The sequence below is a fragment of the Flavobacterium aquidurense genome (assembly GCF_002217195.1).
Classification (GTDB): Bacteria; Bacteroidota; Bacteroidia; order Flavobacteriales; family Flavobacteriaceae; genus Flavobacterium; species Flavobacterium frigidimaris.
The window spans coordinates 17689-31121 of sequence record NZ_MUGR01000033.1; the positions used below are offsets into that span (position 1 = coordinate 17689).

Below are 13433 nucleotides of genomic sequence, written 5' to 3' on the forward strand. Positions count from 1 at the left end.
TTTTTACAATTGAGAAAAGACCTTAAACATATTAAGTTAAACGTTAAAAGTGAGAAGTTAGATGGTGATACTAAAGATCAACAGCTAAAATCTGACCACTTTTTTACAGCGGAAGGAATCGAGCTCAAAGAAACTTATTCTGAAAAGGATATCGAAGATTTAGAGTTTCTTGATTTTGGAGCAGGTTTCGCACCTAATTTACGCGGACCTTACGCTACTATGTACGTGAGGCGCCCGTGGACAATTCGACAATATGCCGGATTTTCTACCGCAGAAGAAAGCAATGCCTTTTACAGACGAAATCTGGCAGCAGGACAAAAGGGATTATCAATTGCTTTTGATCTGCCAACGCATCGCGGATACGACTCTGATCATGAAAGAGTTGTTGGAGATGTTGGAAAAGCCGGAGTTGCGATAGATTCTGTTGAAGACATGAAAGTATTGTTCGATCAGATTCCGTTAGATGAAATGTCAGTTTCGATGACTATGAACGGTGCTGTTTTACCTATTATGGCATTTTATATTGTTGCTGCCGAAGAACAAGGTGTTGAAATCGGAAAACTCTCAGGAACAATCCAAAATGATATCCTGAAAGAGTTTATGGTTCGTAATACTTATATCTACCCGCCAACTCCTTCGATGAAGATTATTGCAGACATCTTTGAATTTACGAGCAAGAAAATGCCGAAATTCAATTCTATATCCATTTCAGGATATCACATGCAGGAAGCCGGAGCAACTGCTGATATCGAATTGGCTTATACGCTTGCAGATGGTTTAGAATATATCAGAACCGGACTTTCTACAGGAATGACTATTGATGAGTTTGCTCCTCGCCTCTCTTTCTTTTGGGCCATTGGAATGAATCACTTTATGGAAATTGCCAAAATGCGTGCCGGAAGAATGATTTGGGCAAAATTAGTACAGCAATTTAATCCTAAAAGCGATAAATCTTTAGCTTTAAGAACACATTGTCAAACTAGTGGCTGGAGTCTAACAGAACAAGATCCTTTTAATAATGTAGCCAGAACTTGTATTGAAGCAACCGCAGCTGCTTTTGGAGGAACTCAATCCTTACATACCAATGCATTAGATGAAGCTATTGCCTTACCAACAGACTTTTCGGCAAGGATAGCACGTAATACACAGATATTTTTACAGGAAGAAACTAAAATTACTAAAACAGTTGATCCCTGGGGAGGAAGTTATTATGTGGAAAGCCTCACAAATGAAATTCTAAAAAGTACCTGGAAACTAATTGAAGAAGTAGAAGAACTAGGCGGAATGACAAAAGCCATTGAAGCCGGAATTCCAAAGCTAAGAATTGAAGAAGCTGCAGCCAGAAAACAAGCCAGAATCGATAGCGGTCAGGATATAATAGTTGGTGTCAATCAATATCGATTAGAGAAAGAAGATCCGCTACATATTTTGGATGTTGACAATCAAATGGTCCGCAAGCAGCAACTAGAGCAACTTGAAGAAATAAAAGCAAAAAGAGATACTCAAAAAGTAAATCAATCACTCGAAAAATTAATACTTTGTGCCAAAACCGGACAAGGAAACTTATTAGAAATTGCTATTGAAGCCGCTCGAAACAGAGCAACATTGGGCGAAATCAGCGATGCTCTCGAAAGTGTCTTTGGCAGATACAAAGCACAAATTAAATCCTTTAGCGGTGTGTATAGTGCAGCAATAAAAAATGACGAGAATTTTGAAAAGGCCAAAAAGCTAGCTGATGCCTTTGCAAAACAAGAAGGAAGACGTCCCAGAATTATGATTGCTAAAATGGGACAAGACGGTCATGATCGTGGTGCAAAAGTAGTAGCGACCGGTTATGCAGATGTAGGTTTTGACGTTGATATTGGCCCGCTTTTTCAAACTCCTGCCGAAGCTGCCAAACAAGCAGTTGAAAATGATGTACACATTCTAGGCGTTTCATCATTAGCAGCAGGACATAAAACATTAGTTCCTCAGGTTATCGAAGAACTCAAAAAACACGGGCGGGAAGATATTATGGTTATTGTGGGCGGAGTAATTCCTGCTCAGGACTATCAGTTTTTATTTGATGCCGGAGCTGTTGCCGTTTTTGGTCCGGGAACTAAAATCAGTGAAGCAGCTATTAAAATCTTAGAAATCTTAATTGACTAAAGAGCATAAAAAAATCCCGNNATTTTTTTATGCTCTTCTAAATTTGATCGTGTATTGTAGCATCATTATCTGCCTCGATACGAGAAAGATCATAACCACCAAAGGCTTTCATATAACTTTTTAAGGAAGTTCCGTAAGCATCTCTAAAATGCCTGTTTCCATTGTTTTTGAAAAAGTTCTTAACTGAACCTGCCCCTCCAAGGTGTGCAGCAGCTAAAATACCGGATTCGGTAATAGCAACACCGTTGACTATTTTTCCTGTGTACTTTTCGATTTCTTTACGCAAAATCCATTTGTTCTTGGATAGTAATGCAAGGAAAGCTTTTTCTTGTAGTGCAGGATCTTTTAAAAAGGCTTTGTCATTTTTAACCCCAACTGCTCTTAAAGCTTTAGAACCAAATTGATATTTCCCCATGTAACCCAATGAATTTACCAATCGGTATTTTCCCTGAGATTCTTTAAAAGCAACAGCTTCTTTAAAACTTATAAGACGCTTTTCTGTAAATAGGACATTTACCTTTTTTTCTGTAGGATAATCATCCTCTTCTTGTGATGGAAATACGTATTCAGATCCATCGGTTTTTTCTATTAGAAACCACGGTTTGGTTTCCAGATTAAAGGGTTTAAAACCCAAACTCAAAAATGTAATAATAACGATCAAACTCGCATAAAAATACCACTTCTTTATCATAAATTGTTTTTCTTCAAGACGCTGTCACCCTCTTGAAATTTCTACGGTGCAAAGATAAGAAATACAAAACAATACTAACAATCAAGTAGTTACAGATTATTTAAAAAGCAATAATCTCTTTTAACCCCTTTATTGACGGAGTATTGGAGTGATGAGACCACTTTTCTATTTTACCCTAAAAACAAAAAAAAGAACGTCAAAAAAAGAGCATTTTTAGCATTTTTTTATCAAATTTCAACAAAAAACAAGAAAAAACCTACGCTAAAATTTAATTTTTAAGACCAAAAAAGAAACTTCATTTTTAAAATTCATTCCAATCATATCGAAATAAAATGCAATTTTACATCAAATTTCAAGCTCTGTTTTTACGAAAAAGTTAAATTTAGCAGAACGTAAATTCCTTTTTTTGATAAAAAAATTTTCAGAGCATTCATTAAATACAAAATTTATAAAAACATCAATTCACTGCTTTGTTCCAAAATTCTTAAATGCTTCATTTTTTTATGTAGGAAATAAAAAAAATGATATCTCTTTACCAAACTAAAACAAAAAAAACCGAAGCTAAAAACTTCGGTTTTCCATATTTTTTGCTTGCATTATATGCAAAATCTGATCTATCTCGTTACTCCCTGACTAGCAATCCAGTCTGAATATTTTTTTGCATTTATTTGATGCTGCTCATAAGTTGAGGCAAATTCATGATAGCCAAAACGATCTACACTCGCACAAAAATAAATGTAATCGTTTTTCTCGGGATTCAAAACGGCTTCGAGAGCTGTAATATCAGGCATTGCAATAGGTCCCGGAGGAAGTCCTATATTTACATAAGTATTGTATGGTGATTTCATTACCAAATCGTTATAAAAAACTCTTTTAATCACCTGATCAAAATCATTATCTCTTAGTTTTAAGGCATAAATAACTGTTGGATCTGCTTGCAAAGGCATTTCTAGTCGTAAACGATTCAAATAAACACCTGCAATACGAGGTCTTTCATCTTTTTTAACGGATTCTTTATGAACGATAGAAGCTAAAATTGTAGCCTGGACAGGAGTTAACCCTTGTTCTTTTGCTTTTTCTATTCTTTCAGCAGTCCAGAAATTATGGTATTCCTTGATCATTTTATCACGGAATTTCTCGGCAGAAGTATTCCAGTAAATTTCATAAGTATTTGGAATAAACATTGCAAATACATTTTCTTCATTAAAACCATTTTCTTTCAAAAAAGCAGGATCTTTGATTGCTTTCATTAAAGACAAACTATCTGCTTCAATTTCAGCACCAACTCTCCCTGCAAAATTCTCTAAACGCTCCTGATTATTAAAAGCCAATTTCACCGGAATATTAGCACGCATAGCACGAACTAAATCCATATTATTCATGTCTTTTTTAAGCAAAAAACGACCTGATTTTACATTTTCAGGATAGCTTCTTTTATTGGCAACCATTTCAAAATTGTCAAAATTCTTGATATAAGGTGCTAATATTTTCTTCACATCAGTATAATTGGCACCCGTTGGCACATATACATAAAGTTCTTTCTCTTCGAATTTGGTATTGGCGCTGAATATTTTATTAATTAAAATAAACCCATAAATCATTAAAACTGAAATTACGGCTACAGCAGATATCGTGATTATTTTTTTTAAGCTCAAAGTCTAAAGTTTAAATTTGTTTGTTAATTAACTGAAAAATTGCTTCATCGTGATAGCGGTTATTAAGCAAAATCCAATCCTTCTTAATTCCTATTTTCTCAAAGCCAAATTTAGTAAAAAGTGCTATACTTGGTACATTTCCTACAGCAATATTTGCATATAATTGATGCAAATTTAAATTATGAAAAGAATACTTAATTAAAAGTTCTAATGCCTCAGAGCCAATCTTTTGATTTCTATTTTCACCACTCTTAATAACAATTCCAACACCTGCCCTGTTATTTTTTGGATCAAATTCAAATAAATCAATTAATCCAATCGCCGGAAAATCCTGATCCTGACAGATTGCCAAACGCAATTGTTTGGCTTCGTAAATATCCTGTTGCGCATTTTCGAGATACTGGCGAACTAAAAATCGGCTATAAGGTGTTTGTGTATTACTGACTTCCCAAATATTTTCATCATTCTCCATCGCATATACAAACTCTAAATCATTAGGTTCTAATGCACGCAGATAAATATTTTCGCCTTTGAGTGTGATCATTGTTGATTGTAAATTTTGGAGTTTGGAGTTTAGAATTTTAAAACTTGGATTTTAAATCTCTATTATTCCTTTAAAAACAAATTTTGCCGGTCCTGTTAGGAAAACATTCGTAAAATGATCACCCAGTTTATCAAAAGAAACGGTTAGTTTTCCTCCTTCAACATTCAGATTAATCGAAGTTTTATCTGTCTCACCAATAGCATTCATTGCAATTGCAACTGCAGTGGCTCCTGTTCCGCAAGCCAGAGTTTCATCTTCTACGCCTCTTTCGTAAGTACGAAGTGAAAAAGTACTGTCATCAACCTTTTTTACAAAATTAATGTTACTTCCTTTTTCTCCATATAATGCACCATAACGAATTGCAGCACCATTTTCTTTTACATTATAATGTTCCAGATCATCAACAATCTGAACATGATGCGGTGAACCCGTATCTAAAAAAGTATAAGATTCTTTCTTCTGCACTTCATCGACATCAATCATCTGCAGCGAAATAATAGCCTCTTCTCCAACAGAAGCATGATGCAAACCGTCTGTTGCAATAAATGTAGTTTTGTTTTCAATAACGCCTAGTTGATTGGCAAATGCTACTAAACAACGACCGCCATTTCCGCACATCGAACTCTGATTTCCATCAGAATTATAATACACCATTCTGAAGTCAGTTTCAGCATCATTTTCTAACAAAATAAGTCCGTCAGCTCCTATTCCGAAACGTCTGTCGCACAAACGTTCAATTAATTTAATGTCCTCTTTTGGAAAGAAATCTGATCGGTTATCAATCATTACAAAATCATTCCCGGTACCCTGATATTTATAAAATTCTATTTGCATTTTTTTTACATTAGTACTACAAAAGTACGAACAAATAATTAATGAAATGTTAATCAATGTTAAAGAGAGTTAAACCATTTTATTCGTTAATTTTTTGAATTATTTTTACATAAAATTACCTAAACACAAATTATAACAACTTAAATATAAAATATAGCTATGAAAAGACTTTCAACCTTATTTTTGGTTTCACTACTTAGTGGTGCTACTACCCTTGGAGCTTACAAGTTATTATTTGAAAGCAACAATTCTTTTTTTGGAGGAAAAAATTCTGTTGTAACTCTTGCTCCCAATACGTTTGGGAAAAATGTCGCATTATCTGCTGAAACCGTTGATTTTACGGCTGCCGCAGATAAAACGATTCATACTGTTGTTCACGTCAAAAATGTTTCAAGAAGAACAGTAAGTAACCCTATGTTAGAATTTTTCTATGGCTACGGTGGCCAGCAGCAACAAGAACAAGTTGGTACCGGATCTGGTGTGATAATTTCCGAAGACGGATATATTGTAACAAACAATCACGTGATCAAAGACGCTACAGAAATAGAAATTACTTTAAACAATAAAAAGTCTTATAAAGCAAAACTAATTGGTACGGATTCTAAAATGGATATCGCATTGCTGAAAATTGATGCAAATGAAAAATTACCTTATACTGCCTTCGCAAATTCAGATTCTGTAAAAATTGGAGAATGGGTTTTGGCGGTTGGAAATCCGTATAATCTAACCTCTACTGTAACTGCCGGAATTGTTTCAGCAAAAGCCAGAAATCTGGATACTAACGGAATTCAGTCTTTCATTCAGACGGATGCTGCAGTAAATCCTGGAAATAGTGGTGGCGCATTGGTCAATACGAGAGGGGAATTAATCGGTATTAATACTATGATTTCGTCAATGACAGGTTCTTATGTTGGATATTCATTTGCTGTTCCTTCTAATATTGCTCGAAAAATCATTGAAGATATTATGGAATTTGGAAATGTTCAGAGAGGAATACTCGGCGTTGAAGGCGGCGAATTAAACAGCACAGTTTCTAAAGAATTAGGTGTTAGCGAAACGCAAGGTTTCTATATCAGTAAAGTTTCCAAAAATTCAGGTGCTGAAAAAGCCGGACTTGGCAAGGGAGATATTATCGTAAAACTTGATGATCAAAATATTTCAACTTATGCTGATCTTTCTGGTTATATCAATACTAAACGACCAAATGATGTGGTAAAAGTAACCTACATTAAGGACGGTAAAACTAAAACGGTTCCGGTAACTTTAAGTAAAAACGAATTTTACAGTACCGAATTTAAAGGAATTGAATTAGAAAATATTGATGCAACTGATAAAAAGAAATTTAGAATTGATTATGGTGTAAAAATCAGAACTATCAACAATGAAAATTTAAAACAATATCAAAATGAGTTACAGGGAAATATTATCCTAAGTATCGATAATGTGAAAGCAACAAATATCGAAACTGTTTCTAAGCTGTTAAACAGAAAAGATGAAGGACAAAGTATGCGCCTTGAAATGATTAATAAAAATGGAGAAATCCTTAGAATTATTATTTAATCTTAATTTACAGTGGCACTATTTCAGTCATAAAAAACGGATAACTTAGATTAAAACCTCAAAAAGCCATCTTAGCAATAAGGTGGCTTTTTTTGTTTTCTTCTGTTATAAGAGTAGAAAAATTCTCTTTTCCGGAATGCATTTTTCATATTATTCGAAGAAAATATTTTTTATACGGATTTTAAAAATAAATCATAAAATAGCTTACGAAATCGATTGAAATAGATACTTTTGCGCAAAATTTAAAAATATTCGTGTATTTATTTTTTCAATTTAATCAATTATGAGCAACAAATCTTTGTACCAAAAAGAGGTATCACTACAAGTCGACCGAAGAAGAGCTGGCGTCGAATTAATTAAAATCATAAGTGATTTATGGTATGACAAATCCATTGAAATGGTTTTATTTAAAAATCAGTTATTGGATAAAAATGTCAGCGACATAATCAATTTGCATCAATATGCAGGTGAATTTGTGGGTAAACCCATCACCATTTTTGATTCTGTTGAAATTGCAAAAGTTATTTTAACCTTAGATCTTCCTCCTGCAAAATTAGATCTTGGAAAACTAACTTATGAATATCGTTTAGAAGATGAAAAATATCCGGACGCACGGTATTTTGTCATCGATAAATTAAAAAAGGCTAAATCATCAGAAGAAATCCAGCCAAAAGATGTTGTTCTATATGGTTTTGGAAGAATTGGCAGATTATTAGCCCGCGAATTAATGTCTAAAACGGGTAAAGGAAACCAGTTGCGTCTGCGAGCAATTGTAACCCGTGACAAGAATGACTCATCTACTTTAGAGAAACGAGCTTCTCTTTTAAGATATGATTCCATTCACGGAGATTTTCAGGGATCGGTAATTGCTGATCCAAAAAATAATGCTTTGATCATAAACGGAACTACTGTACATATTATCACAGCAAACGCTCCTGAAGAAATTGACTATACGCAATACGGAATCAATGATGCCTTAGTAATTGATAATACCGGAGCTTTTACAACTGAAGAAGCCTTAAAAAGACATTTGACTTCTCAAGGTATTAGCAAAGTTTTATTGACAGCTCCCGGAAAAGGAGTACCTAATATTGTTCATGGCGTAAATCATAACGAATACAATCCGGATGAAATTGACATTTTTTCAGCTGCCTCTTGTACTACAAATGCCATAACTCCCGTTTTAAAAGCTATAGAAGATACTTTAGGTGTTGTAAAAGGTCATTTAGAAACAATTCACGCTTATACAAACGACCAGAATTTGGTTGACAATATGCATAAAAAATACCGTCGCGGAAGAGCTGCAGCTTTAAATATGGTTATTACTGAAACTGGCGCCGGAAGTGCCGTTGCAAAAGCTTTACCATCATTAGAAGGTAAATTAACCTCTAATGCTATTAGAGTTCCTGTTCCAAACGGATCTTTAGTTGTTTTGAATTTAGAAGTTAAAAAAACAACTTCAATTCCTGCAATCAATAAAATTATGAAAAAATACGCTCTTGAAGGAGAATTAGTAGAGCAAATAAAATATTCGCTAAACAACGAATTAGTTTCATCTGATATCGTGGGAACATCAGCTCCGTCAATTTATGACAGTAATGCAACTATTGTATCAAAAGACGGAAAGAACATCGTGCTTTATATTTGGTACGATAACGAATATGGGTACAGTCATCAGGTAATACGTCTGGCCAAGTACATTGCCAAAGTAAGACGTTTTACTTATTATTAATATACACCAAAACCAATTTTCTTAAAACCATCAGGTTCTCCTGGTGGTTTTTTGTTTAAATGATATACTTATAATACTTTAAATTATATAGGTAAAACCGTTGTACTCTTTACTTCAGAAATTACAAAAACGGTATTTATCAAAGAAACCTCAGGCAATATTGATAATTTTTTTTGGTGAAACTGATGGTAGCTTTCCATATCCGGAATGATAATTTTGAGCATGTAGTCAAAATTTCCCGAAACATAATTACATTCTACCACTTCAGGCAAATTCAAAATGGACTGATTAAATCCCTCTGAAGTATCATAAGTTTGTTTTGTTAGTGTAACCTGACAATAAACTGTAAGATTGTTACCCAGTTTTTTCTTGTTCAAAATCGAAACATACTTCTCAATAACCCCTTCTTTCTCAAGGCGTTTAACCCGATCGTGCACAGGCGTAAGAGACAGATTTATTTTGTTTGCGATGTCTTTTAAGGTATAGTGCGCATTTTCCTGCAAAAGTCGTAGGATTTTTTTGTCAATTTCATCTAAAGCCATAACGAAAACGTTTTCTATAATTAATAAAATTTAGTCTTTTTTTCTTTTTGGGTAAGCAAGAAAGCTTTCAAAAAGAATATTTTTCTGTAAAAGTATTAAATAAAATAATATTTTCTTATTTATAGGTCTCTAATCCATAATATATTCTCTATCTGTAGTTTTGTAAAAGAATTTCAATAAAAACGAAAAAATATAACAAAATGATAATAGGTGTTCCAAAAGAAATAAAAAATAACGAAAACCGTGTGGCTTTAACTCCAGCCGGAGTTTCTGAAATGAAAAAACACGGGCATGTAGTGTATGTTCAGGCAACAGCGGGTTTAGGAAGTGGTTTTAGCGATGAGGAATATACAAATGCAGGCGCGGTTGTTTTGGCAACTATTGAAGAAGTATATGCTATTGCTGAAATGATCATTAAAGTAAAAGAACCAATTGCATCTGAATATCCATTAATCAAAAAAGATCAATTATTATTTACTTACTTTCATTTCGCCTCATCAGAACCATTAACTCACGCTATGCTTGAAAAAGGTGCTGTATGTCTGGCTTATGAAACAGTTGAAAAAGCAGATCGTAGTTTACCTTTATTAGTTCCAATGTCTGAAGTTGCTGGTCGTATGGCCATTCAGCAAGGAGCGAAATACCTTGAGAAACCACTAAAAGGAAGAGGAATTCTTCTTGGAGGTGTTCCGGGTGTGCCACCAGCTAAAGTTTTAGTTTTAGGCGGAGGAATCGTTGGAACTCAGGCTGCGAAAATGGCTGCCGGTTTAGGTGCTCAGGTAACTATTATGGATTTAAGTTTGCCACGTTTACGTCATTTAGATGACATTATGCCTGCAAACGTAAGTACTGAAATGTCCAATCACTACAACATTACAAAAGCAATCGCTACAGCTGATTTAATTGTTGGAGCTGTTTTGATTCCGGGAGCAAAAGCACCTCACCTGATTACTCGTGACATGCTTAAATTAATGCGTCCGGGAACTGTTGTTGTCGATGTTGCTGTAGATCAGGGAGGATGTATCGAAACTTGTACTCCTACAACACACGAAAACCCAACTTTTATCATTGATGATATTGTTCACTATTGTGTAGCGAATATGCCTGGTGCTGTTCCTTATACTTCTACTTTAGCTCTAACAAATGCTACTTTGCCTTACGCAGTGCAATTAGCCAATAAAGGCTGGGAGAAAGCTTGTAATGAAAACGAAGAATTGAAAAAAGGATTAAACATTGCTAACGGAAAAATTCTTTACAAAGGAGTTGCTGAAGCTTGGAATCTTCCTTTTAACGAAGAGTTAGTGTTAGCAAACGCATAGTGCTAACATTAAAATAAGTGCTTACTAAATCACTGTTCAAAAGGCTTTTCTTAATTGAAAAGCCTTTTTTTGGCATAAAAAAACCTGCCATAATTATGACAGGTTTTCACTTTAGATATTATCGAGAAATCTATTTTTTCTCATCCAAAACTTCTTGCAGTACTTTTGCTTCAGTTCCGTTTGGAAAACTAACTTTGATTTTCTGCGCTATTGTTGGCGCAATTTCAGTAATGGCTTTCTTATCATAAGATTCACCCTTTTTTATGTGCCAGCCATAAAAAATTGCAGGTACATGTGTATCGTAAGCATAAGGCGTTCCGTGTGACGTTCCTGTAGTTGTATATTCAATATCGCCCGGTTTATCAATAATTACCAAATCACCATTCTGAGTGACATCATAACCTTTTGCAACAAAATTTAAATAATAGTCATTTCCTGAATTCGCCAAAATTTCTTCTTCAGTATATACTTTCTTAACTTGTGGTTGTGAAATTAAAAACTCTTTAAATGCTTTTTTTACTTGTACTAAATCCAGCTTTTTATCTTTAATAATTTGTTTGTTAAAGAAAACATTAAAATTAGAATAGTTTAAAATCAAATCAACTCCAAAAGTTTTGGTAGAGAAATCCTGTAAACTTTTCTTAACCTCTTTAGATGGATAATTATCTACATTATATTTTCTGTCTTTTAAATAAATTACGTTTTCAGCACCTGCATGATCCGCAGTCAAGAATAGCAAATAATTTCCTTTTCCAACCGTTTTATCAAGGTAATTTAGAAAGTCTGCGATTGTTTGATCTAATCTTAAATAAGTATCCTGAAGTTCCATAGAACGAGGTCCAAGTAAATGACCAACGTAATCAGTTGAAGAAAAACTTACAGTCAGGAAGTCTGTAATATTATCTTTCCCTAATTCTTCTTTTTCAATAACCTTTTTGGCAAATTCAGCTAATAGATCATTTCCAAAAGGAGTTGCTCTTAAAATTCCTGCATCATTTTTTTCATACATTGATTTTAAATCATACGGAAAAACTGGTGCCGCACTTCCATATAATTTACCTTCGTACGGATTATTATCAGGCAAACTTTCGTTATAAGTAGAAGCTGGTTTAAATAAATCCCACCCTTTATTGATATAAGGCATATAATGTTTCTCACTATTAAACTGAGAAACCCATTCAGGTAATTTTTCTCCATAAAAAGTACTCGAAATAAAAGACCCGGTTTTGCTGTACCAGAATGCCCAATTTGCAAAATGACCTGCCGGTAAAATTGCACCACGGTCCTTAAGACTTATTCCAATCACTTTTCCCTCAAAATTAGTAGCCATTCTTACTTCATCAGTAATAGTTGTGCTTTGCAAATTTTTAGGAGACATTGCACCTTCAGCTGCCGTACCATCACCTACAGTTTTAACCCCTGCATCGTCTGTACAATACATCTCTTTACCAAGTGTTCTGCTAAACCATTCATTCCCCACAATTCCGTGCGTAGCCGGTGTAGTTCCGGTATAAATTGATGCATGTCCCGGAGCTGTATATGTCGGCATATAATTATAATGCATATTCTGAAAAGTATATCCATTATTCATTAGCCTCTTAAATCCATTTGGTGAAAAATCATCTGAAAACCGATACAAATATTCCATTTTCATCTGGTCTACTACAATACCTACTACCAACTTAGGGCGCTGTTGAGCACTTAAATTTGAGATAACAAACAATGTCAACAATACAATACTTTTTTTCATACTTAAATTATAATATTTAATGCAAAAATACAGATTCGCATTTAGATAGGCTAATGCACCATAATTTAAAAGTTAGAAATAATTATAATTTAACAAAAATTGTTACTAAATTATGCAGAAGATTATTTGGGCGTTTCCCTTCGGGCCGGGCTGTCCGCTAAATCTTTTGCGACAGGCTTACCGGTTTACTTCGCAAGAGATTTTACAGTATCGCAAAAGGAAACCGCTTCCATCCCTAACGCGGTTTACGGGTAATTAGAAATATAATTTTTATAATAAATTCCAAAGTGTTATGGCTGCTAGTCTTAAATCACTATCAAACGATATTGAATTATTTTGACAACAGAAGTACTAATGCGTCTGCAGAATCTTTCAATGCTAAAATAAAAGCTTTTAGATCCAAATTCAGAGGTGTTAGAAATGTAGAATTCTTCCTCTTTAGACTAACCAATATTTATGCTTAATTTTTGCTGCTCCACAGATTTTCGTGTTGATCCGACAACAGACCCCCGATAGCCATCGGGGCTCCCACATAATTACAGTATTTTGTAAAACAAAAAATCCCGTTTGGTTAGAAACAGGGTTTTCAAAAGAAAGGCGACAGACCCCTGATAGCCATCGGGGCTCCCACATAATTACAGGATTTTGTAAAACAAAA

12 protein-coding genes are annotated in these 13433 nt (G+C 34.3%); 5 read left to right on the top strand and 7 right to left on the bottom strand.

From position 1 onward, the window contains the following. The first annotated feature begins 9 nt into the window (after window positions 1-9). Window positions 10-2148 carry a methylmalonyl-CoA mutase gene (gene scpA / locus B0A67_RS16565; protein WP_072961928.1) on the top strand — a complete coding sequence of 713 codons (2139 nt, stop codon included), beginning with the start codon at window positions 10-12 and terminating at the stop codon, window positions 2146-2148. Window positions 2149-2185: 37 nt separating this feature from the next. Here scpA and B0A67_RS16570 read toward each other — a convergent pair whose 3' ends face one another. The 4 genes from B0A67_RS16570 to dapF form a co-directional block, all read right to left on the bottom strand. Then, the gene (locus B0A67_RS16570; RefSeq protein WP_072961931.1) at window positions 2186-2839 is read right to left on the bottom strand and encodes a peptidoglycan-binding protein LysM; all 654 of its coding nucleotides are present in this window, start codon (window positions 2837-2839) and stop codon (window positions 2186-2188) included. A gap of 614 nt (window positions 2840-3453) precedes the next feature. Further along, a complete protein-coding gene (gene mltG / locus B0A67_RS16575) occupies window positions 3454-4494 on the bottom strand; it encodes an endolytic transglycosylase MltG (protein WP_072961934.1) in 1041 nt (346 codons plus the stop codon). 10 nt (window positions 4495-4504) lie between these two features. Beyond that, on the bottom strand, window positions 4505-5038 hold the full coding sequence (locus B0A67_RS16580; protein ID WP_072961937.1) for a GNAT family N-acetyltransferase: 534 nt from the start codon (window positions 5036-5038) through the stop codon (window positions 4505-4507). Window positions 5039-5089: 51 nt separating this feature from the next. Then, window positions 5090-5872, bottom strand: a complete 783-nt coding sequence (gene dapF, locus B0A67_RS16585) for a diaminopimelate epimerase (protein WP_072961940.1) — start codon at window positions 5870-5872, stop codon at window positions 5090-5092. A gap of 159 nt (window positions 5873-6031) precedes the next feature. On the opposite strand from dapF, the gene B0A67_RS16590 reads away from it, so the two are divergent. After that, entirely contained in the window at window positions 6032-7432 is a 1401-nt protein-coding gene (locus tag B0A67_RS16590; protein WP_072961942.1) for a trypsin-like peptidase domain-containing protein, read from the top strand. A 283-nt stretch (window positions 7433-7715) separates the two neighbouring features. Then, a complete protein-coding gene (locus B0A67_RS16595; RefSeq protein WP_072961949.1) occupies window positions 7716-9164 on the top strand; it encodes a glyceraldehyde-3-phosphate dehydrogenase in 1449 nt (482 codons plus the stop codon). Between the two features lie 83 nt (window positions 9165-9247). Here the strand turns inward: B0A67_RS16595 and B0A67_RS16600 are convergent, their stop codons facing one another. Continuing rightward, window positions 9248-9706 (bottom strand): Lrp/AsnC family transcriptional regulator, encoded by a 459-nt coding sequence (locus B0A67_RS16600; RefSeq protein ID WP_072961962.1) that lies wholly within the window; start codon window positions 9704-9706, stop codon window positions 9248-9250. Window positions 9707-9906: 200 nt separating this feature from the next. On the opposite strand from B0A67_RS16600, the gene ald reads away from it, so the two are divergent. After that, entirely contained in the window at window positions 9907-11025 is a 1119-nt protein-coding gene (ald, locus tag B0A67_RS16605; RefSeq protein WP_072961964.1) for an alanine dehydrogenase, read from the top strand. A gap of 130 nt (window positions 11026-11155) precedes the next feature. Here the strand turns inward: ald and pafA are convergent, their stop codons facing one another. Continuing rightward, entirely contained in the window at window positions 11156-12775 is a 1620-nt protein-coding gene (gene pafA / locus B0A67_RS16610) for an alkaline phosphatase PafA (protein ID WP_072961967.1), read from the bottom strand. Window positions 12776-13062: 287 nt separating this feature from the next. Between pafA and B0A67_RS16615 the strand changes: the two genes are divergently transcribed. After that, the gene (locus B0A67_RS16615; protein ID WP_242670977.1) at window positions 13063-13239 is read left to right on the top strand and encodes a transposase; all 177 of its coding nucleotides are present in this window, start codon (window positions 13063-13065) and stop codon (window positions 13237-13239) included. Here B0A67_RS16615 and B0A67_RS25020 read toward each other — a convergent pair. Further along, on the bottom strand, window positions 13214-13433 hold a 220-nt coding region (locus B0A67_RS25020), incomplete at its 5' end, for a hypothetical protein (RefSeq protein WP_207557354.1). The genes B0A67_RS16615 and B0A67_RS25020 overlap by 26 nt on opposite strands.